Annotated in this window: 19 protein-coding genes; 1 reads left to right on the top strand and 18 read right to left on the bottom strand. The window is 40.2% G+C overall.

Features of this window, described 5'->3' with window-relative positions:
• Window positions 1-6 precede the first annotated feature (6 nt).
• The 13 genes from OMU_RS00685 to OMU_RS00625 all read right to left on the bottom strand — a co-directional run bounded on the left by OMU_RS00685 (window position 7) and on the right by OMU_RS00625 (window position 13040).
• Window positions 7-990 carry an AraC family transcriptional regulator gene (locus OMU_RS00685; protein WP_016178045.1) on the bottom strand — a complete coding sequence of 328 codons (984 nt, stop codon included), beginning with the start codon at window positions 988-990 and terminating at the stop codon, window positions 7-9.
• A gap of 124 nt (window positions 991-1114) precedes the next feature.
• Window positions 1115-1825 carry a B3/B4 domain-containing protein gene (locus OMU_RS00680; protein ID WP_016178044.1) on the bottom strand — a complete coding sequence of 237 codons (711 nt, stop codon included), beginning with the start codon at window positions 1823-1825 and terminating at the stop codon, window positions 1115-1117.
• Window positions 1826-1836: 11 nt separating this feature from the next.
• On the bottom strand, window positions 1837-2313 hold the full coding sequence (locus tag OMU_RS00675) for a MarR family winged helix-turn-helix transcriptional regulator (protein ID WP_016178043.1): 477 nt from the start codon (window positions 2311-2313) through the stop codon (window positions 1837-1839).
• 89 nt (window positions 2314-2402) lie between these two features.
• Window positions 2403-3845, bottom strand: a complete 1443-nt coding sequence (locus OMU_RS00670; protein ID WP_233421610.1) for a helix-turn-helix domain-containing protein — start codon at window positions 3843-3845, stop codon at window positions 2403-2405.
• Entirely contained in the window at window positions 3826-4419 is a 594-nt protein-coding gene (locus OMU_RS00665; RefSeq protein WP_016178041.1) for a hypothetical protein, read from the bottom strand. The genes OMU_RS00670 and OMU_RS00665 overlap by 20 nt, the downstream gene beginning before the upstream one ends.
• Before the next feature lie 21 nt (window positions 4420-4440).
• On the bottom strand, window positions 4441-5202 hold the full coding sequence (locus OMU_RS00660; protein WP_016178040.1) for a class A sortase: 762 nt from the start codon (window positions 5200-5202) through the stop codon (window positions 4441-4443).
• The gene (locus OMU_RS00655) at window positions 5180-6265 is read right to left on the bottom strand and encodes a WxLIP family cell surface protein (protein ID WP_016178039.1); all 1086 of its coding nucleotides are present in this window, start codon (window positions 6263-6265) and stop codon (window positions 5180-5182) included. Before OMU_RS00655 ends, OMU_RS00660 begins: the two co-directional genes overlap by 23 nt.
• 69 nt (window positions 6266-6334) lie before the next feature.
• Window positions 6335-7072, bottom strand: a complete 738-nt coding sequence (locus OMU_RS00650) for a WxL domain-containing protein (protein ID WP_016178038.1) — start codon at window positions 7070-7072, stop codon at window positions 6335-6337.
• A 25-nt stretch (window positions 7073-7097) separates the two neighbouring features.
• Window positions 7098-7877: a WxL domain-containing protein gene (locus OMU_RS00645; protein ID WP_016178037.1), complete on the bottom strand. Its 780-nt coding sequence runs from the start codon at window positions 7875-7877 to the stop codon at window positions 7098-7100.
• Between the two features lie 38 nt (window positions 7878-7915).
• Window positions 7916-8641 (bottom strand): WxL domain-containing protein, encoded by a 726-nt coding sequence (locus OMU_RS00640; protein WP_016178036.1) that lies wholly within the window; start codon window positions 8639-8641, stop codon window positions 7916-7918.
• On the bottom strand, window positions 8616-9008 hold the full coding sequence (locus tag OMU_RS00635) for an EF2685/EF0750 family sortase-dependent surface protein (RefSeq protein WP_016178035.1): 393 nt from the start codon (window positions 9006-9008) through the stop codon (window positions 8616-8618). The genes OMU_RS00640 and OMU_RS00635 overlap by 26 nt, the downstream gene beginning before the upstream one ends.
• Before the next feature lie 8 nt (window positions 9009-9016).
• The gene (locus OMU_RS00630) at window positions 9017-11680 is read right to left on the bottom strand and encodes a pectate lyase-like adhesive domain-containing protein (RefSeq protein WP_016178034.1); all 2664 of its coding nucleotides are present in this window, start codon (window positions 11678-11680) and stop codon (window positions 9017-9019) included.
• A 700-nt stretch (window positions 11681-12380) separates the two neighbouring features.
• Window positions 12381-13040 carry a cyclic nucleotide-binding domain-containing protein gene (locus OMU_RS00625; RefSeq protein WP_016178033.1) on the bottom strand — a complete coding sequence of 220 codons (660 nt, stop codon included), beginning with the start codon at window positions 13038-13040 and terminating at the stop codon, window positions 12381-12383.
• A gap of 78 nt (window positions 13041-13118) precedes the next feature.
• Between OMU_RS00625 and OMU_RS00620 the strand changes: the two genes are divergently transcribed.
• Window positions 13119-13718 carry a YczE/YyaS/YitT family protein gene (locus tag OMU_RS00620; RefSeq protein WP_016178032.1) on the top strand — a complete coding sequence of 200 codons (600 nt, stop codon included), beginning with the start codon at window positions 13119-13121 and terminating at the stop codon, window positions 13716-13718.
• A gap of 47 nt (window positions 13719-13765) precedes the next feature.
• Here OMU_RS00620 and OMU_RS00615 read toward each other — a convergent pair whose 3' ends face one another.
• From OMU_RS00615 to OMU_RS00595, 5 genes are all read right to left on the bottom strand, one after another.
• Window positions 13766-14914, bottom strand: a complete 1149-nt coding sequence (locus OMU_RS00615; RefSeq protein ID WP_016178031.1) for a cation:proton antiporter — start codon at window positions 14912-14914, stop codon at window positions 13766-13768.
• A 147-nt stretch (window positions 14915-15061) separates the two neighbouring features.
• Window positions 15062-16471 carry a glycoside hydrolase family 1 protein gene (locus OMU_RS00610; RefSeq protein WP_016178030.1) on the bottom strand — a complete coding sequence of 470 codons (1410 nt, stop codon included), beginning with the start codon at window positions 16469-16471 and terminating at the stop codon, window positions 15062-15064.
• Between the two features lie 28 nt (window positions 16472-16499).
• Window positions 16500-18347 carry a beta-glucoside-specific PTS transporter subunit IIABC gene (locus OMU_RS00605; RefSeq protein ID WP_016178029.1) on the bottom strand — a complete coding sequence of 616 codons (1848 nt, stop codon included), beginning with the start codon at window positions 18345-18347 and terminating at the stop codon, window positions 16500-16502.
• Between the two features lie 333 nt (window positions 18348-18680).
• Window positions 18681-19514: a BglG family transcription antiterminator LicT gene (gene licT, locus OMU_RS00600; protein ID WP_016178028.1), complete on the bottom strand. Its 834-nt coding sequence runs from the start codon at window positions 19512-19514 to the stop codon at window positions 18681-18683.
• Between the two features lie 589 nt (window positions 19515-20103).
• A complete protein-coding gene (locus OMU_RS00595; RefSeq protein WP_016178027.1) occupies window positions 20104-21207 on the bottom strand; it encodes a hypothetical protein in 1104 nt (367 codons plus the stop codon).
• Window positions 21208-21359 lie beyond the last annotated feature (152 nt).

Below are 21359 nucleotides of genomic sequence, written 5' to 3'. Positions count from 1 at the left end.
AGTCTCTTAGTTATCGTTTTTCAGCAATTGATTTCTCATCTGCTTCGGGGTCTTATCTGTAAATCTCGCAAATAGCTTATAGAGTGAAGGCAATGAATAGAAGCCGACATCATAAGCAATTTCTTCAATACTTTTATCTGTTTCCTGCATCAACTCCAACGCAGTTTGATATTTGAGTGAATTAATCAGCTCCTGAAATGTTCGTCCCGTTTCTTTTTTTATTTTATTTCCCATATAGTTGGAATTATAGCCAAATTTCTTAGCCAAATCATTCAAGCTCAGTTGTCGAAAATGACTGTCCACAAATTTCAAAATATTGATGATCTCTTCATCCTTTTCCTGATAATTATCCAAGCTTTCTTCTTCGATCACCCGAGTCAGCTCGATCAATAACAGGGACAATAATAAATTAGCGGCTCGCATATAGTATTTTCTCTTTTGGTAATACTCCAAAATCAAGCGTTGAATAATTTCCTGAACCTCCTGATTCTTCCCGCAATGAAAATGGATAAATGCGTCATGCTTCCCTGCTTTATTCGAAGCATTCATTAAAAACTCATTGACCAATCCCGTTGATTTTACCATGTTGATAACAATGTCCGTCGTGATTGATTCATCCTTCAATAAAATGTTAATCAATAGATCCTTTTGCGTTAACGGCTCAATCCGTTGAACGATTTCCTTATCTAACAAGATAATTTCGCCTTCGTTCAACTCAACTCTCTTGTCATTCACGTACTGGACACAGCTTCCTGATAGCATATAGTTGAATTCCACAAATTCATGAGTATGGCTGGGCATCTCCGAATAACGATGATGCTTATTAATAAAGATATTCCCCTCTTTAAAAAAATTACTGCCAGGCATTTTAGGAATCTCAACCTCAGCAAACGGTAAATTCTGATCATTGACATTATAGCCTTTGGTGCGTTGGATTTTTTCGATTTCATTTTCTTCCCAAAGCATTTCCTTCAATTCAGTCTCGTTCATTTCAACACCTCCAAATAATCCCTTTCCTCCAAGAATAGCACGCTCGTCTACAAAAGAAAAAGGCTTCTTCACCTTTGAACCCCGATACAAAAAGCAAGGTAAAAGAAAACCTTGCTTTCAACTCTTAACTATTCACTTCCGGATGCTCCGAATCCACAATAAAGGCCGTTCCTTCAATGCCAAAATAATCAGCGATCCGCTTTTTCAATTCCAGCATTGCTTCATTGGCACGTGCTGCTTGCTCGGCATTGATCGATTCCATAAAGAAAATGACGTCTTGACTTTCTTCTGTCAGCATCGTCCGTTGAGCTTCTCGCCAATTCAAGCAGCGGCAAATTGCACCTTCTTCGTCATAATAGATGATCTCTCCTGGTAAAGCGGGGGCATCAGCTTCAGCGCCTAAAGGTAAAAACGCTTCTCCGCCAGCTGCTTGACCCAAATGAATATCGCCTACAATTTTTTGCAGGTCTTCCCCGCCGCAGGGAACGGCAAACTCCAATGAGATACTATTGTAAATATCGACTAGCGGATTGATGAGTCGAAACTCACGATCCTGACTGACTCTTTTCAGTAACGCTTCAATTGACGAACGAGCGCCCTTTTTTGTTTTGAATTGACTGAAGGCGCCGCGCCATTGGGCAACGACGAGGTTTTGACTAAAGGTCTCCTCTGTTAGAAATTGTTTGGCGGCTTCTTTTCCTTCTGCTAATAATTTGGTCAAGTAAGAATCATTTTCCTTCGAGTGATTGTCTCTGATTCCTTTTACGAGTAATACATTGATTTGCGCTTCAGGGAAAATCTCCCAAAAAGAAGGATCTGCGATAAAGTTTGTCATTTGTTTGCTCCTCATTCGTTTATTTGCTCCAGATAGGGTCTTTTATTGCCTTTTTTGACGGAGGTCCACTCTTTGTCAATCGTTGCTGCCACAATTTTTAATGCTTTGGAAAATGCTTCAATTTCCTTTTTTGACAGGTTTTGCAAAGCGATTTGATTGGAATATTGATTTTCTAGTTGAATGATCGGAACTAGCTTTGCGCCATCTTCTGTTACAAATAACCGTCGAATTTTTTTATTTACGTCATCTGCTTCTTTTCTAATAAAACCTTTTTCCTCAAGCTTCTTAATCGCTCGCGCAGCCGTCGTGCGATCCACCTTGATCATTTCGGCTAATCTATCTGGAATGATGCCGGGATTTTCGAAAATTCGTATCAAATATAAATACTGGCCTTTGGAAAGTTGGTACTCCTTAAACTCGATGTTTGCGATGGAATCTAAGGCTCTGGCGATCTTTCCTATATCTCTAAGAACTTCTATCCTTTTCAACCTCCTATCCTATAAACGTATTATAAGTCGTTTTCGTTGCAAATGCAACAAAAAAATCAATCAAAAAAACGCAGAAAGAAATACTCTTTCTACGTCATATTCGATTTTTCTGTTCTTTTTTGAATGATTTTCTGTCCTAGATTCGCCCAATCTAGCGGGCGCGGAGGAGAAAGCCAAACGACACAATCTATATGATACGCGTTTCCTAAATCTCTGGAATCAGTCAATAGAATATCTGCAGCCTCAACATCTGTAATAATCTTTGCTCCAACTAGATGAAAGAAATTGAGATTCTCCGTAATAAACTGATTATACAGACTGCCGAAGGAAAAATCGACGTATACGTTGATGGGTTCAACCAAAACATCTTTTGGAAATGAATCTAAAATTAGAAAAAGATATTGAAAAAGAACCTGCTTCTTCTTTTTATACAATTCAGAATCTTTTTCTTGCAGCTGCTTCACATATACCCTGCAAAATTCTAATATTGTTGGATAATTTTGCTGAAAGTAAGCGATGTTGATTTCTGGCTGCAGCGTCTCACTGGCTTGGCTGACCTCCTTCAATTGAAAATGCAAAATATGACTCCTCATCAGAAAACATTCATACTTTTCTGAACTCTCAATTAACTTAGGGAAATATTGAATAAGGCTTGTCAGCAAATTTTTGCTCCACGTCATAATTTGCTTATTCGCATTCAATCGTAGATTTTTACTCAATTCCTCTGAGCGAGAATAATAATAATTCAAAAAGGCAATCACTTCTGCTTCGCGAGATTCGATTGGAACCCGTTCAAAAAATGACTCTTCCATAGCTTGTTTGATAGCTTCTCTGGATAAAACATCAGCGGTTCGTCTCTCAACAAACTTTCGCTGCTTGATTCGTAAATTCGTTATGTGAAGGTAGTGCTGCAAGCCGATTCTTTGATGAATAGTCATCTTACCATCTTCCAGTGTCATTTGTTTTGCTTCAAAATGACCGTCCTTCGATTGATCGAAAATTTGGCAGCGACCTTTGTATACACGTGAAAAAAGTTCGGTTAAGAATAAACGGATAATCTTTTCATTTTCACCGCTTACTCGGAATTTTTTATCGATGGTCATCTCGTACTTAGCAAGATACTTGTTCAATAGCTTATAATTATTGTATGCAATCGGATAACTGATCATTGATTTTTCGGAAAACTCATTCAATGACTTGAAGTTTCCTAAAACAGCCCTCAATAAAATATTAAAGCCAATTGATTCTTCCACATATTTTTCTAAAAGTGTCTCAGAACTGGCCGTTCCGGTAATTTCTAATTGAACAAAGGGTTCCTCTAAAAAAACATGAATTTCCTGAGCCAAACCATATTTTTCAAGATCCTGGATCAACTGCTCTATCGTACTTTTAAGCACATAGTTGGAAATCTCTAAATGATCCATGATCTCTTTTTTAGACAACGCAAAATAAGAACTTCGCTCTAATTGCCGTAAAAGCTGATACTTCCGCCACTCTTCCTTTGCTAATAAACTATCCAGCAAAATAATCACTCATCCTTGCTGCCAATTTTCCGTTCGCTTCGCCGTATAAGACGACACCTGATAGTAAGTAGGCACTTTGCGCGATATCCGCAAAGTTATTAAGTGATCCAGCCTTGCCTCCGCCGCTATCAGGAGGCAAAGCTGTACTTTTCGTGGAAGAAAAGAAATCATCATCTAACATCAGGACTTGATTTTTATGATGATTTTTCATTTTTGGCAGATAAGGATCTGGTATTGAGAAATCTTCTGTTTTCTCCTCCTGCTTCAGCTCGTCTGTCGGCAATAAGGCTACTGACTGACTCTCGACTTGAACGGTGCTGCTTTGAACTTCATTATTTTGCGTGTTTTCCACATTTGTATTATCTTTTTGATCCTGCGATGGCGTCGACTCAGCAGATTCCATCGTTATTTCGCCATCTATCAGGTATTCACTCGGCTCAGGGTCAGCATTGGGTATTGGAGTGATCGTATTGTGCGGATTCAGCGGATCATAAATAACAGTATTGGCTAATGCATGCTCTGAATATAGAAAAATCGATGCTCCAAAGACTACCACCAATGATTTTGCCATCATTTTTTTCATCTTACCACTCCTTCCATGAGACTACCTGCTGATTTTAATGATCATTCTTGTTCCAATCGCTAAACTAACTAGAAAAAGAATCCATACAATTATACAGTAGCTTTGATTTTGTCGATTGTTTTTATGCTGTATCCGGTTTTTATGTTCAATCAGTTTTTGTTTAATCACTTTTGTTGGTTGCTGAACCAGCTCACCTCTTACCACAAAACGCTGCTCAGTATGAGTCGGCTTATCACAGGTAATCAATGTTAGCTCGGCTTTACCATTGTCTTCTAAAACCTGAAGTTCGGTTTGATGAATCATTTTCGTCTGACTGACTTTGTATTGATAAAACTGGTTCTGATATTCCAAATAAACCGTATCGCCGACAGTCATTTCCAACAATTTGCCAAACAATAACTCATTTCGTCCTAAGTGATGGCCAATCACAACGATATTTTGGTTTTCCGCTTTTCTCTCTGGAAATAATGTTCCTGCACCGACCAAAAGCTGGTCATTCGTCACTCCTGAAAAAAGCGGCAGACCGATCTCGACTTTTGGGATAACGAGCTGTCCAGCTGATTGAAATGTTTGGTTTTCTTTAAAGGCTAAAACAGCTGATAAATCTGGCGGCTGAACAGCCTCTAATGGGATTTCTTCAGCAGGCGTGACTGTTTTTTTCTGGCTGATCATGACATTTTGCGTTCGATAGATGATCAGCGTTTGCTTAATAAATGGCAGAAATAATAATGTTACTGCCGTACAGTAGATCAAAATGAGGCTAAACCGGATCTTTTTTGTCATTTTTCTTCTTGCGCCATACTAAGAATATGACGATCAGTAATAGCAGAATTACTCCAATTAGAATGTACAACCATGTATAATCTTTCTTGATCGTGACATCTGAATCATTTAATTTTTTAGCCACATCTGCTTTAATCTCGAAATCCTTTTCCAACGTCCAATGGTAGCGATAGTTTTCTTCTTTCTGGCTGCCTTCTTTTTGAAGTAAATAGCTGCCATTTTGATCCTGTTGACCGTACGCCTCAATTTTCATGGTATATTTTCCAGCCTTTAAGCGGTCCCCTTTTAGCGGTACTGATAAATTAAAATTGGAATTCGGCGCCATTTGCATATCGGATTGTTCATCCGTATAAAGTGCTTCAGAGCTGCCTTTTTTTGTGATAATCGTCTTAGTCGCTAATTGATTCAAGTAGGTCCCATTAGGATTTTGCAGATTCCCTTGAATGACATTACGCGCATTTCGTTGATTAGGAATCACGCGCTGCAGCTTCAAGTCTGGTGAACCATTCTCAGTTATTTGGCGCATTAATAAAGCTACAACATAAGAATATTCATTCTTGATTGCCAAGCCTTTATCATTTTTATCTGAAGAAATGTTTGTTTGATCCGTTGTTTTTTCCTTAAACGTGATCCCGCCGGCAATGACACCAGCAAATTTTTCATTTGGCATATGTATTTTTACTTTATATTCAGCCGCTGATTGCGGTTTTAGTGTGATCTCTTCGGGCGCTTCTACATAGTCTTTTATATTGTATTTTAATGTTTCATCAGGCTTGATCTCATTCTTACTGTACTCAACGACACCATTGCCATTTGTTGTTGCACTATTTATCTGTGCTTCGATCACGACTTCTTTATCTGTATCATTCCGCAGGTCTACAGTCAGGGTATCCTCTTGGTTAGGAGCCAATAATAAATCAAAATACGTCTTTTGCTTGTCGATTTGATTTTCTGACGCTTTAGGAGTCACCGCAAAATTGAACTCCGATGCGATCCCCGGAGTCGTCAGCATCAAACTACTTAAAATGGCAACTGCCAGCATCACAAATTTTCTAAATTTCATCGTACCGTTATCCTTTCAGTGAAAGAAAGGGATGCTGGAAAACACCCCTTCTTCATTCTTCTTTTTTAATTAGTTTCCTGGTGTGTCACTAAGAACCCAAGTAAATGTTGTTGAATATTTCTTCGCATATTTCGTTGTTGAGCCAGGTACGCTCAATTCAATACTTTCAGCTGCGGTTGCGGCATCTGTACCCCAATCAAGTAAATATGTTCCAGCACCTTGACCATCTTTCGCCGACATAACATTTTTCAAATCTCCAGATGGATCAGCGACAATCGTTGCCTGTCCTGTTGGTTTTTCTGAATCGGAGGCAGTCACGACGTTCCCGTTTTTGAAAGTGATTTCTGCGCCTGTCAACTCGTCGGCATCTGCTGTCGTAAATTGACTGTTTTGCTTCATCTGCAATGTCCAACCTTTTTCAGTTCCACGATTATCAGTTACTTGTACAAAGTTAGGCCCCGTTTGTTCTACGTTGTCCTTATCAAGATATTTTTGCGCTTTTGCTTTATAGATCTCATCTTTAGAAGTAATTTTTTGTGAACCAAAATCTAGACTTGACGCATAATCAATCGACAATGGGCCAGTCGTACCTGGTTTTGGCCCGCTTGGATCAGTTGGATCAACTGGCTTAACCGGATTGGTCGGGTCCACCGGATCAACCGGATCAGTAGTTCCGTTATTGGGGGTGAAAGTAATCACACCGTTTGTATCGTATTCCCCGCCATCAGCCGCAAAACTCACAGCTGGCGCTAAGGTGATTCCTGCTAAGATAGCAGTAGCTAAAAATAAAGAACCAAATTTTTTCATTTGTAGTCATCCTCCTAAGTTAGTGTTAGTTGCCTGGTACGTCTGATAAGCTCCATGTTAATGAGGTGCTGTATTTCACTGCATCTTTGGGTGTACTGCCGGGTACTGATAACGTGACAGCCTTTGTTACTTCAGCATCCACTTCATTTCCATCTTTATCTGTTTCTTTAACTGTTTCAACTTTTCCCCAATGGTTAGAATAAGTTCCAGCACCTTGATTCACTTTCGCTGACATCACTAAACTTTCTGTCCCAGCTGGATCAAGCTCGATCGTTGCCGCTGCTGTTGGAAACACAGCTGTTGAGTTGCTGTTTACGGTCGGACTAACAAGTTTTACTTGAGAGCCTGTCAATGTATCGTTCAATGTACCGGTTGCTTTGAATTGGCCATTTTGTTTTACTTTCAAGGTCCATCCGGCATTGTTTCCGCGATTATCAGAAACCTGAACATAGTTCGGTGTTGCCGCATGTCCATCTTTGTATTGTTGAGCTCTTGCATAGTAGACTTCATCTTTATTGGTAATTTTATTTACCCCAAAGTCTAATGATGAAGCATAATCAATCGACAACGGACCATCTGTTCCTGGCTTTGGACCTGTTGGATCAGTCGGATCAACTGGATCCACTGGGTTCGTTGGGTCTGGATCAGTTGGGTCAACTGGTTTTGTCGGGTCAGTATTTGGAATAAATTCCACTACACCATTTGAATCGTAATCAACTGTGTCCGCCTGTGTAATCAGTCCGCCAGCAGTTGATAAAGATAACGCTGCTAAAGTTGCGACTGTCATTAATTTTACGTTTTTCATCGTCATGTTCTCCTCGTAATAAAGTTTTTTAGGTTTCCTTAAGGTACATCTTTTAAACTCCATGTTAGGGAAGTTTGATATTTTTTTGCATATTTTACCGAGCTGCCGGGAACGTTTAACTGAACCGAACGTCCGCCACTGGTTTCATCTGAGCCAAACCGATACAGCCAAGTGCCAATTCCTTGTTCATTGTTCGCAGTTATAACATTGACTTCCGAATCCAATGGCATTTCGATCGTTTCCTTGGCGCTTGGCGCATAAGAATCTGAAAGAGTCGAGATCATTTCACCATTTTTAAGCCATAGTTCAGCACCTGCAAGCTTTTGCGCTTCAGCGGTTTGGAATTGACCATTTTGTTTCACGCTCAATTGCCAACCTGAGCCAGTTCCGCGAACATCCGTTACTTGAACATAGTTGGGGCCCTTTTTCTTCGTTCCGTCAAAATCAGTGTATTCCTGCGGCAGCGCATAATATGTTTCATCTTTAGTCGAAATTGCCTGACTTCCAAATTGAAAGCTAGAGGCAAAATCAAAGGAAAGACTGCCGCCAGTACCTTCCATCGGACCAGCTGGATTAGTGGGATCAACAGGTACCACTGGTTTTAACGGGTCCGGCAGTAAAGGATCAAGCGGCTTAACCGTTGTCTCTCCACCGCTTTGGTACTTCATATGCGTATCTGTAGTATCAGCCAGTACAGCTTTTTGTCCAACAGAGGTTGTAAAGAGCAGGAGAAGAAAACTAAATAATTGAATTTTTTTCACCATTCTCCTCCTCCTTCAGTTTAAAAAAGACGAGTGACAATAAGAAAAAACCACTCAATGTAGCGAATAGATTTGAGGTATCTCCCGTCGCCGGAATGATGGTGCCTTCTCCTTTATAAGACGGTAATCTGCTTATTAATTGATTTGTCGTCTCACCTGCTGTTCCGCGTGTTTCTCCATTCACGGAGGCTTGGTTGCCTTCTTCATTTTCCAACGGCTGTTCTTTTTCTGGTTCATCTTTTGGGTATTCATATTTTCCGTAAAACGCTGTAACCCCGTTACTATCATAGTTAGCATCTGCCGCAAAGACAGGCACAGTAGTAAAGAGCGCCAGCATGATCAATAAACTATTTATAACTAATCGTCTCATCTACTCACCTAATTTCCTGGGACATCTTCTAGTTTCCATGACAATTTTCCTGAATAGTCTCCGACACGTTGTTTTTCGACCGGAACCGTCAGCTTGAACCCGTTGCTACCTTGCCAATCAGCCGATATATTCTTTGAGCCATCAGAGGCAAAGGTTCCCGACTCCACGATTTGTGTCGCTGTCGTAATTTGCTTTTCCCCTAATTGAGAGGTGTAATAAAGCGTATCTCCAAGCGATATCGTGCCGTTTGTCAGTTCTTCTGATTGACTTAACGTTAAGCGCCAAGGCTTTTTCGCTCCGCCGCGAGTATCTGAAACAACCAGATCACCATTGACTGTTGGACGATACTCTTGTGTCTTGTTCGACACTTGATTGTTTCCAAACTCTAGTCCTTCCGGCACTGAGGCCAAAGATAGATACCCTACCACGGTGGCTTTTGTCGCTGCCTTGAATGTCGCATCACGATAATTCAAATCAGTTTTTGGATTGATATTGCCGATCGCGTTATTTGTGCTTGGACGTTCTGCTTCACTAAGTTCAGTAATAGGTCCACTTTGGTCTTGTAAAAAGAATTGAAGAACATCGTCCTTCACAAGATTCAAACTAGAGATATCAATTTCCCATTTTCCATCCGCGCCGACCAGCTGTCCTGGAATCCCCGATGGCTGATCATTAACGGTTAATGTTATAATGCTATTAGGCTCCCCAGTTCCCGTTAGCTTAGTAGTCGTACTTTGGATGGCGTCCGAATGATCTACTTTAGCGGGTTCTGGTGGTGTTGCATCAATAACGGTGGTTTCAATTGGATCAGGTGTGAGCCAAGGTCCCCGTTCAGCGATACCTGAAATTTTTTCACCAGCTTTTTGAAATTGAATCGGGTCATTTGTATCTGAGTAAGAAGCATAGCCATTTACATCTGTGAATAGATTGTCTCGAACATTCCCATAAGTATCAGTCAAAGTGAGCTTCGCCTGATTCTCTGAGGCATAGACCGGAATGTATTTGATTTCTCCAGCGACTAAACCATTATTATCAGGTACTTCCCCAATAATCACACGACCCTTAATTGTTTTATCCGCATCTGTAACCGGCGTCCATTCAATCTTTGGATTCTGATTCATTCCTGAAATTCGACGGTAGTTTGCCTGTTTGAATTGATTCAGTGAAGCCACCGATGTCGTTACAACTTCTCCGCTTCCGCTTCCAACTACCTCAAGACTTGGAACTTTAGCATAGGTTTCATTAGATGGTCCAAGAACTGGAACACCGACCTTCCATAAATCGATATCTGAATCAAGAATAGAGAATTTATTATTTGCAGTATTCCCATAAGCAACATTTACCGCCGTTCGACTATCATGTAAATTTCGCAAATCATATTGAGCAGGGCTGTTTAATGTTAAGGAATTCCCTGTTCGATTGACACTCGCGATTCCTGTAGCATCCGCTGCTAAATTGATCAAAGGCTGACTACTTGTCCCAATGACATAAAGATAGCTCCCAGGTTCTGCATTCAGATAGGTATTATTGTTACTAAAGGCCACTACTGAACCAGATGCTTGTTTACTCGTCAAATTCACGACAGCACCTTTTTTGATTGTCATTCCGGCACCAGCATCATCAAAACGTACCGCATTTCCTGGCATATCCACGTTGTACACACTGTTTTCGCCAACCGTTAGAGCAAGATAATGATGATAAACAGCAGGATATGTACGCCCCGCAGTTTGCGTTTGTCCAACGTCGACACGACAATTCTTCCCGATTGTAAACTCTCTGGAAGCTCCGGTTGATCCAGCATTCGCTGCATCGTTGTACCAAAAGACAGAGAAATTATAGTAGTTTACGTTCCCTTTATATTGGGTTCCATCCTCCATAATAAGACTGCCTAAATAGAAATTTTCCGCTCGTGTATTAATATCCATATCGCCATATACTCTCACCTCTGAATGAGAGGCTCTGGCTAATCGCTGCACCCCCGACTCAGCGGTGATATTCCCAAATCGATATTTCCACTTGACACCGTTCGCAGTAATCAATCGAGTTCCGACGATGTCTTCTGAATAGGCTCCAGCATAGGTTTGATTTAACACAATATCATGCATGTGGAAGGACCCAATAGCATTTTGTGGTAAAGCTAAATAGATCGACGAATCTTTAAAATTCACTCGGTGCCCCTGCCCGTCAATCTCTAAATCATTTTTTCTGGCATAGGCAGAAAGCCTTGTATCTGATGCACTAGGATTATCGAAGCTTGCGGCAAGGATAATTTTGGTGATGGTTTCGTCTCGAATAGCATTTACAAAATCAGCCCATGTACTTACTTCCGCCTCATTGGCTGCCAAAAGGCGCAAATCAGCCTTTTCGACCTCTTCACTATCCTCTTTTGTTTCTGAACTTTCCGTCGTTTTTTCTTCTGTTTCAGAATCTTTTGTTGCTTCTTTCGCTTCTTCTGAAGACGCTGTTGACTCTGTCGTTTCATCCACCTTGCTTGTATCGGTTTCAGCAGGATTTGCAATTTCGTTGAGCTTCATGCTATCCTCTATACTTTGGTTCGGTTTCTCAGATGAACTGGTAGAATTCGTTATTTCTTCAGCACCTGCAGAAAAGACATTCAGATTTGGGAGTAAAATAATTAGTAACAAGAAAAAAATTATTCTCCGCTGGTTCATTTCTTTCTCACCTCCTTCACAATCAAAATCCTATCACATTTAATAGCCAGTTTTTATAATTATTTTTAAATAAATTGAGAATTAACTTATAACCAATTCAATTTCAATTTATTTTTAGCAAAACCAAAGCGAATTACGTATATTTTTTGTTAAATAAATAATCTATGTTACATTACAAAAAGATTACGAATTTAGCTCTATCCTCTTTGAAGTGGATTTGTTACATTAAATACAAATTCCTCTAAACGTTGTTTTGTCGCTTTTCGTAATTCAGATAGCTATTCACACAGACAGGGCTGAGCGTTCTTTTAGTGCTATTTGGTTCTTTGTAAACTAAAAGTATCAGCGATAAAGAGGACATCCTTTTGAAATATTCTTGTTCACCTCACATTTTTTTCAATCTGTCTGAGCTACAAATCAATCAGCTTTTAACACGATTGAAATGAAATCCCTTCACCTTCCAAGCCTCAATCAATTTTCAAGCGTTGAACCTATAAATCTTGTTTTGTTTGCGGGGTAGAACAAGAGGAAAAAAGGCAGATTAAATAACAATCTATTTTAGAATAATTTCAATCTGGTTATTAAAATTATTCACCTATACCAAAAAAAATTTATCCAAAACAAAAAACTCCTAAATTTTTTTAAAATTCAGGAGTTTTTTTCCTTTTATTGAAATATAAGGTTTTGTTTGCTTGGTTTTTTAAGCTTCATTCCCTGCTTTGATCAATCTGCGCAGCTTTGCTGGATGGATCAAATAACCCATCTTATTCCTTTCAATGTACCCATTTTCACGCAAAAATTTAAATGTATAGGTCAGATGACGATAGCTGACGCCTAGATAATCAGCAATCTGCGTATTGTTTTCAGTGTATTGATCATTTACCGCAACTTCCAACAATAATGAAGCTAGGCGATATTTCAACTCAAAGGTTTGAGCATGAGAAAAATGTTCCATTCGCAGTAATAATTTCTTTCCTATGTATTGAGCGATAAATGTAGGGAATTCTACTCGCTTCATTAAAGTGGTCTCGACTACATTTAATGGAATAGCCAAACAGCGAACTGCTCCGATGGCGATTACATCCTTAGGTGCTTCTTCAGCTTTTACTAAGGTCAGCTCACCAATCAGATCCCCTACTTCCAGAAACTGCAAAATAATACTTTTCCCATTTGGTTCTTGCTGAATAATCCGTGCTTTTCCTTCCAAAATAATAAATAAATATCGCAGCTCCAGCATTTGATCAACAATTTTTTCATTTCGATCAAAGTCCATCAAAAAACTTTGGCTTAAAATCGATGGCGATAAAAAAGGAAAATCTAGCTGACAAGTTGCCTCAGTATACTTTTCTTTTTTTCTCATTAGGCTACATCTCCTAGTTACAACTTTTTATTTCCGTCATACTCATCCTATCAATTAGTTATTGGAGGAACAACTATCATGAATCAAAAAAAATTAACTCTCTCGTTTCTGTATTATCTGATCAGCGCTTTTGGCATCAGCTTGACCTTAAAAGCCAGCATCGGCATCAGCAGCTTCAACTCGCTAAATGCCACACTTGCCGAATTTAGCCAAATAAAGATCGGCACAATCACTGCTGGATTGAATTTTCTATTTTTGATTGCTTGTCTGCTGCTGGACCCACAGCTAAGAATAAAAAATTATCTGATAATGAGTATTGCCTTGCTGTTTTTCGGCTCAACCATCAATCTGTTTACTTATTTTCTTTTTCCGCTTTTTACGTTACATTCCTATCTATTAAAATGCCTGCTATTTATTCTAGGAACAATTATCGCGGGGATCGGGACAGGAAAGGTTTTGAAATACCAATTACTCAAATTTCCAATCGAGACGTTTTGTCTCTTTCTTTCCGAACGAACTCAGCGCAGTTTTAAATCTTATCGCTATAGTATTGATCTATTTTGTATCCTGATTGCATTAGTTTTAACTTATTTTTTCCATCTGACTTTGATGGTACGAGAAGGAACACTTATTAGTTTTCTTTTATTGTCACCAGTGATCGCTTATGCAAAAAATTAATGAAGAAAAACATCCTATCGCTTTATAATTCGATAGGCTGCCAATTTTCATGCATAGAGTTTTTTTGTAAAGTATTTTAGTAAAAAAGGCGAGGATAATGTCGTAAATAGGATTACTAGAATAATCGCTGAGTAATATTTTCCTACAACCAAATGGGCCTGAAACCCTAATTGAACAATAATTAAGGCCATCTCACCTCGAGAGACCATTCCCGAGCCCACCATCAAGCTGCTCTGATTATCAAATCCAGAAAATCTTCCCCCTAAATATCCGCCGAGCAGTTTTGAAAAAATAGCAATAGTAGTAAAAACAAGGACAAAAAGCAATTGCTTCGATAAATTTTCAAAGGTAACTTCTAAGCCGATACTGATGAAAAAGACTGGAATGAACACCGCATAGCCGATCGCTTCAATATTGTAGCGGACATCCTTCCAAACATTGGTCTGACCGATGGCAATTCCTGTTGAAAAAGCACCAATCACTGAACTTAATCCAATGGAATCAGCCAAGTAGGACATACTTAAACATAAGGTCAAAGACACGATGATTACTGAAGACTGGGCAAAGATTTTTTTACTCAAGTTCATTAAGTACGGAGCGCCCCACCGAATCAAGAAAAAGACCGCTATGAAAAACAAAACCTGTGCCAGCAGCATAAAACCAAGCGGCTTTTCATTGCCATTCTCCACGCCTAAAAGCGGCATGCACAAGCTGACGATCAATACTACCAAAATATCGTCAACCACAGCAGCACCGAGAATCGTTGAGCCTTCTTTTGTGTTGACCACCTTCAGCTCCTTCAAGACCTCCACCGAAATACTGACAGAAGTTGCGGCTAAAACCAGTCCGAAGAAAAAGGACTGATTCATTGGAACACCAAAAAGACTCCCACTCCCTGTCCCTAATAACAGCGGAAACAGAATCCCCAGTAAAGCCACAAAAACTCCAGGGCGGAAATATTTTCGCAGCAGAGGCAAATTACTTTCAATACCTGCTAGAAACATTAGTAAAATGACCCCGATCTCAGAAAAATCCGTCACCAGAATATCTGGATGAACGATTTTTAATCCCCCGTTTCCCAGTACAATCCCTACGAGTAATTGTCCAATCACCGCTGGTATACCTACTCTTCTTGAGAAGTGACTTGCTACGGTAACGCTCACTAAAATCAGACACAAAACCCCAATAAATTCCATCTCTTCGCCTCCACAATTGCCTACTGAAAAGCTAGTATTAATGCAATTGTATTCGTTTACAACTAGGAAGTCCATCGGAAAAATGATCTGAGGGCAAAAAGAAACCAAGTACTCATTTTGCTGAATACTTGGCTTGTAGCGGGTCGCTTATTTGACTAGTGATTCGCCGTTTGAGCCAATCACTTCTTTATACCAGTTGAAGCTTTTCTTTTTGTAACGCTGCAATGTCCCGGTGCCATCGCTGTTGCGATCCACATAGATCATACCATAGCGTTTTTTGATTTCCGCCGTTGTAAAGCTGACCAAATCAATACAGCCCCAAGACGTATAGCCCATCACAGGGACGCCGTCTTCGATCGCCTCTTCGACTTGAACGAGATGATCATTCATGTAATCTATCCGGTAATCATCAATCACGGTGTTTTCGCCATTTTCCATCTCCACCAGCTCGTCCACCGCTCCTAGGCCGTTTTCCACGATAAAAACTGGTTTTTGATAGCGATCATAGAGGATATTCAAGTAATAACGCAGTCCTTTGGGATCAATCTGCCAGCCCCACTCACTCGCCTTCAAATAAGGATTCGGGATGCCGCCAATGATATTGCCTTCACCGGCTTCTTTCGTTGGATCAGACGAATCACAAACACTCATATAATAGCTGAAAGAAATAAAATCAACTGTATGCTTCAGGTCTTCCAAATCCCGTGGTTGAATGTCCAGCTCAATCTGCTTTTCTTTAAACAGTCGTTTCGAATAGCTTGGATAATACCCGCGGACCTGAACATCTGAAAAAAAGAAATTTTCTCGTTCTGTCGCCAGAGATTTCAAGACATCCTCTGGTTTTGGTGTCAATGGATAAACCGGAACCCCCAAGATCATGCAACCAATCTGCGCATCTGGAATCAGCTCATGACAAGCTTGAACCGCCCGACTGCTAGCAACTAGCTCATGATGAATGGCTTGATAAATGTCCTGTTGTGTTAATTGTTCCTTTGGCGTATTAATACCGCCACTAAGAAACGGCACATGGGTGATCGAATTGATTTCATTGAAGGTCAGCCAGTACTTGACCTTGTCCTTGTAACGCTCGAAAACAGTGCGAACGTAATGCTCAAAGAAATCGATCATTTTACGATTGCGCCAGCCATCATAGGTCCTTGTTAAATGCAAGGGCGTTTCATAATGAGAAAGTGTCACTAACGGCTCAATGCCATATTTTAAGCACTCGTCAAAAACCTGATCATAAAAGGCCAACCCAGCCTCATTAGGTTCCTGCTCATCTCCTTGTGGAAAGATTCGAGCCCAGGCGATCGATAAACGAAATGACTTGAAGCCCATCTCAGCGAATAAACGAATATCTTCCTTGTAGCGATGATAAAAATCAATCCCGACCAATTTCAAATTGTCCGCCATCGGCTCTTCTGTAGGGGGTTCGTGCCAGCCTTTGCGCGTCACATCCTGCACGGTCAAACCTTTGCCATCCTCTAAATAAGCCCCCTCGCATTGATTGGCGGCAACTGCACCGCCCCATAAAAAATCATTTGGAAATTTACTCATAGCTCTCTGCTCCCATCTTTACTATCACTTAAATCACATATAATACGGCATCTTCATAATCGGCCGCTTTCATTTCGTCCTTTGGCACCACATCAATGAAGGTATCACTATTTGTCACGACAATTGGAATCACCGTATCATAGCCTGCCGCTTTGACAGCCGCAAAATCAACCGTCAATAATGGTTGACCTGCCTTTACCGTATCACCGGTAGCAACCAAACTTTCAAAATACTTCCCATTTAATTCCACTGTATCAATTCCTACGTGAATCAATAACTCCATCCCAGCTTCACTAGTCAAACCAATCGCGTGTTTTGTCGGGAAAAGCGCTGATACTGTCCCATTAAATGGGGCAACGATCGTATTTTCCTCTGGAATGATGGCAATACCTTGCCCCATAACTTTGCTGGAAAACGCAGAATCATTGACCTCTTCTAATGGAATTACTTTTCCTTTAACAGGTGCCAACACTTTTTTCGGATCGCTGCTGCCACTTTCAACCACTTCTAAAACAGCATCTTCGGTTGTTACTTCCTCTTCAATCCCAAAAAACCAAGTCAAAACAAAAGTCAGCACGATGGAAGCCGCGGCAACGATACAGGCATTGATGAAATTCCCATCGATACCCCCATTAATAAATTGCGGCAACGCCACAAGTGATGGTACCGCAAAGGCATAAGATTCCACCCCAGTAATCCCCATGAAGATTCCACATAAAGCACCAGAGATCATCGCCGCATATAACGGTTTCTTGTATTTCAGCGTCACACCATATAGCGCAGGTTCTGTTACCCCTGCCAACAACGCAGAAATCCCTGCTCCTAACGCAACCTGTTTAAGATTTTTATCCTTCGCCTTCATAGAAACAGCAATCGCCGCTGCCCCTTGTGCAATATTCGCTGCCAACATCGCCGGTAAAATCAACATATCCGGTGTCGCTGGAGAAGCAATCAAGAAAATCGGTGCGAACGCCCAATGCATCCCTGTCATAACGATCAACGGCATCAACGCTGACATCAAGCCTAACGCCAACCAGCCCGCTTTTGCTTGAATCCAAATAACCGCCGCTGATAACCCTTGCCCAGCAAATGTACCTAATGGGCCAACCATGACTAACGCAATTACTCCAGATAACAAAAGAACGACTAGCGGCTGCAACAAATTTTTCATCACCGCTGGAATGATTCGGTTAAAGAAGGCTTCAATGTATTTCATCAACCAAACCATGATTAAAATCGGAATGACCGACGAACCATAACTCGCTAATGTGATCGGCAAGCCGAAGATACTTACTGGATCGCCCGCTGTAACCATCGCCGCAAAGTTTGGATGTAGCATGATTCCCCCTACAGCAACTGCCAGCATCGGTGTCACACCAAATTTTTGCGAAGCAGTAAATGCCAACATCACCGGCATGAAATAAAACGGTGCATCCCCAAAAAAGGACAATACGGCATACGTGGAAGACGATTCACTCAAGGCACCTATCAGCGGCAACACAATCAGCAGAACCTTGATCATTCCCCCGCCAAGCAAAGCCGGAATCAATGGTGACATACATCCTGAAATTACATCCACCAGATTTTCAAATAAGTTTTTCTTTTCCATTGATTCGACTGGTTCTGAGCTGAAATTTCCTAACTTCGTGAAGGCTCGGTAATAATTTGCTACATCATTTCCTAAAATCACTTGATATTGTCCGGCCTTTTTCATAACCCCCATCACACCAGTAATAGCCTTCATTTCTTCGTCATTGACCTGATCCTGGTTTTTAAGAATCAAACGTAAACGTGTTACACAATGTGTCACTGTTTGAATATTTTCACTGCCGCCAACGGCATTGTAAATCTCTTTAGCTGTTTGTTGATATTTCATTTTTCTCCTCTTTTCTGAATGAAAATCTTTCTATTCATTTTTTTGTGTGCTTTTTCCATGAAACTTTTGACTAAAATTTTTAGAGCATTGTTTTTTTGATAAGTTACGGAGACTTGAACTGTCAGCTACCTCCTAGTTAGGAATTCATTTTTCCAAAGGCGAGAAAAATGAGTTCGATTTCGGTGCGCATACCATTCCACTATGTGGCTTGAGCTGTAACTAATTTCAAATCATTAATTAGCGCTTTTACTAAAAGTGGAAGTGGCAAAAAAAGACCTAAAGCTGCCTTATAGACAAGCTCTAGGTCATGCTCCGTTGGGATAACAATCCTAGTTACAAATTTCTGGTGATGCGTCGAATGTGGGCTGTCAGATAGAGGAGTTCGGTTGAGCTTAGCTCATACTCGAAATCCTTCTGTACATAGTCCTTGATCTCTAATGCGCTGGCGTATTCACCCTCATATTTATGTCGTAATGTATTCAATAATTCCTCATCTTCATCATCATAGTGATCTCCTGCTAACAGACGCTGCGCAAAAAACTTCACATGAGTGATGAAGCGATAATAGTCTAATGAGCTTTCATCAAACTCTGTTCGATAATGGGTTTTAATAATCGTTTCGATCTTTTTCGTGATCTCAGCGATTTCATAGGCAAACTCCCAAGTTTTGTCCATCTCCGCATTGACAAAATGGATCGCAATAAACGCAGCCTCGTCAATTTCAAAAGAGACCCCTAAATCATTTCGAACAACCTCGATCGCCTTTTCACCAACCGCGTATTCATCCGGATAGAATCGCGCGATATCCCAGCGCAGAGGATTTTTCAAGATAATTCCCTCGTGATAGCGATCAATCGCTGAATGGATATGATCGGTCAAATTCACATAAATGATTTCATTTAGATTTTTTCCCAATTTGATTTTTCCAAAATTGATGATCTTCTCTGAAACCAAAATATGCTCCATCGGCACATTGATCAATAACTCTGTAAATTTACTTTGTGTTTCCTTATCCTTCAGCAAAAATGTCTTTTCAATCTGCTCAAGTTCGACCGCCTGCCCTTTTTTCTTCCCAAAGGCGATGCCCCGACCCATCAGCAGCACGTCAACACCCTTGCTGTTTGAAGAAATGATGGTATTATTATTTAACACCCGTTTAATGATCATGATTTAAATCCCTCGCTAGCCATAAAAAAAGCCCATTTACATACACGTCCATTGTGCGGTAAATAGGTCCTGCTCACATAAAGTGATAACATCCAACAATTTTTATTTCATTCCCGCATGCTTACCCGAAGTAATAACATCAAGAACTTATGAAAAGGTTATCACGAATGATTAACCCTGTCAATGTTTTTTTAATGTGATTTTCATGGTCACATCACTACTGGTATTGTTACCCGTTTTGATAAAACTGTTTCATCAAGATTGAATAGTGCCGTTTAGCTAGTTATTTATACGCTGATTTTTAATTATCAGCAGCATAAAAAGACCGTTGAGCGAACGGAAAATTACTCTAGTCGTGTCTAGTCAAGTCCCCAATCATTACGTCAAAAATCGTTCGCATTTAACCTCAAAATTCTCAAAATCATGAGCTAATTTACCCATACTAAATAAACCCTTCATGACAGATTCCTCACCAAATAATACGCTTTGATCAGCAAGGTGTCTACCTCATGAAAGAGTCTCCTTAAAAAATGGCGATATAATATATTCGTTTATTTCCCGCACATTAAAGCGATTCAAGACTCCCCTATCACTCTAAATAGTGTCTTTTAGTTTTATTCTGTTTCCGACTATTCTGGAAATTCTTTAAGAGTTTTCTGTCCTTTTTCTTCGACTGTTTAATCTTTCTATTATCAGCGGTTTTTTCCAACATATGATTTTCAGCGCTCGTCTCAATCCCAGCACCTGCTAATGCAATGGTTGGATTCTTCTCCTCAGTTTCATCTGTATTGGATAACTGTGCAGACGTCTTCTCATTCGATGAAACAATCCGATCGTCTAAACTCGTTTGAACACCGAGTGGCGGGTCAATTTCAGAACAGTCTTCAAGCATTTCCTCCTCAAACATAGCCGCATTTGTTTCTTTATAGATACTCATGAGCAGTTCGATCAAGGTCTCTTTGCTAAGCGTATTCAGATCACAGCCATCAATCAGGTTCGCTTCATCACCAGTTGAATCACCAACCTTGACAGATACCTTAGCATGATTACGTTCCAACTCCTCCTGCGTTTGTTCCTTCGGCGCTTTCGAACTAGACACAATCGTGGTACCGATACAATCATAATCCATGAATTCAGCAAAACGGCGTAAGCCATCCTTTTGAAAGATTGTCAGATTTGTCAAAATCTCAAGTATCCGTTTCGTTTCTTCCATACTGTTTCTTGGGTCCGCATCCCGTAATCTCCATGTATGTTTCTTTCCACTGGCGTCCTTATAAATACTCACGAGAGTGTAACTTTCATACTTATGTGTAACAGTTGCACTGCCGCAATTCTTCAAATAGCCTGCTTGAATACGCATGCTTTTCGTTGCCTTTTTATATTTTTTCTCATTGATAAATAAACGTTTTATGATCTGTTGCCACTCTGAATCGATAAAATAGGATTGGAAATAAGGTGAGAACTTTCTCAACGTCTCGCTTGGTTTCGCATCATTATAAATTTCACGGATCACGTCCTGAAATAACAATGAAAAATCTCCCAAAACAAGGGCATGACGCACCATGATAGCGATCGCGTATTCAATGACAGAATCTGCATCCTGTGTTTCCTTGAAATATTGATTCACTTTCTTCTCAACGGTATCACGCTTAGAGCAAAATAATCGCCGTTGTTGAAGTTTCTTTACTTCCATGCTAGACCTCTCCTTTTCATCGTTAGCGATTTTTCGTATGTATTAATGATAGCGTATTAAATAACCCATTACCAATTTTAAAATCTTCGCAAAAATTAAAATTTTGAATTCGCAAAATAGGATTTTTCGCGTAATAAATAGAACGTAACCCA

Origin of the sequence: Enterococcus avium ATCC 14025, from assembly GCF_000406965.1 — a bacterium.
Lineage (GTDB): Bacteria > Bacillota > Bacilli > Lactobacillales > Enterococcaceae > Enterococcus_A > Enterococcus_A avium.
The sequence above is the reverse complement of the archived record's forward strand: the minus strand, read 5'-3'. Positions and strand labels throughout refer to the sequence as shown.

What these genes read in the sequence shown, in the direction of transcription:
- OMU_RS00650 (WP_016178038.1), bottom strand. Translation starts at nt 7,072, where the DNA reads ATGAAAAAATTTGGTTCTTTATTTTTAGCTACTGCTATCTTAGCAGGA.
- OMU_RS00635 (WP_016178035.1), bottom strand. Translation starts at nt 9,008, where the DNA reads ATGAGACGATTAGTTATAAATAGTTTATTGATCATGCTGGCGCTCTTT.
- licT (WP_016178028.1), bottom strand. Translation starts at nt 19,514, where the DNA reads ATGATCATTAAACGGGTGTTAAATAATAATACCATCATTTCTTCAAAC.
- OMU_RS00595 (WP_016178027.1), bottom strand. Translation starts at nt 21,207, where the DNA reads ATGGAAGTAAAGAAACTTCAACAACGGCGATTATTTTGCTCTAAGCGT.
- OMU_RS00610 (WP_016178030.1), bottom strand. Translation starts at nt 16,471, where the DNA reads ATGAGTAAATTTCCAAATGATTTTTTATGGGGCGGTGCAGTTGCCGCC.
- OMU_RS00665 (WP_016178041.1), bottom strand. Translation starts at nt 4,419, where the DNA reads ATGAAAAAAATGATGGCAAAATCATTGGTGGTAGTCTTTGGAGCATCG.
- OMU_RS00640 (WP_016178036.1), bottom strand. Translation starts at nt 8,641, where the DNA reads ATGGTGAAAAAAATTCAATTATTTAGTTTTCTTCTCCTGCTCTTTACA.
- OMU_RS00685 (WP_016178045.1), bottom strand. Translation starts at nt 990, where the DNA reads ATGAACGAGACTGAATTGAAGGAAATGCTTTGGGAAGAAAATGAAATC.
- OMU_RS00645 (WP_016178037.1), bottom strand. Translation starts at nt 7,877, where the DNA reads ATGAAAAACGTAAAATTAATGACAGTCGCAACTTTAGCAGCGTTATCT.
- OMU_RS00680 (WP_016178044.1), bottom strand. Translation starts at nt 1,825, where the DNA reads ATGACAAACTTTATCGCAGATCCTTCTTTTTGGGAGATTTTCCCTGAA.
- OMU_RS00655 (WP_016178039.1), bottom strand. Translation starts at nt 6,265, where the DNA reads ATGAAATTTAGAAAATTTGTGATGCTGGCAGTTGCCATTTTAAGTAGT.
- OMU_RS00605 (WP_016178029.1), bottom strand. Translation starts at nt 18,347, where the DNA reads ATGAAATATCAACAAACAGCTAAAGAGATTTACAATGCCGTTGGCGGC.
- OMU_RS00620 (WP_016178032.1), top strand. Translation starts at nt 13,119, where the DNA reads ATGAATCAAAAAAAATTAACTCTCTCGTTTCTGTATTATCTGATCAGC.
- OMU_RS00660 (WP_016178040.1), bottom strand. Translation starts at nt 5,202, where the DNA reads ATGACAAAAAAGATCCGGTTTAGCCTCATTTTGATCTACTGTACGGCA.
- OMU_RS00630 (WP_016178034.1), bottom strand. Translation starts at nt 11,680, where the DNA reads ATGAACCAGCGGAGAATAATTTTTTTCTTGTTACTAATTATTTTACTC.
- OMU_RS00615 (WP_016178031.1), bottom strand. Translation starts at nt 14,914, where the DNA reads ATGGAATTTATTGGGGTTTTGTGTCTGATTTTAGTGAGCGTTACCGTA.
- OMU_RS00625 (WP_016178033.1), bottom strand. Translation starts at nt 13,040, where the DNA reads ATGAGAAAAAAAGAAAAGTATACTGAGGCAACTTGTCAGCTAGATTTT.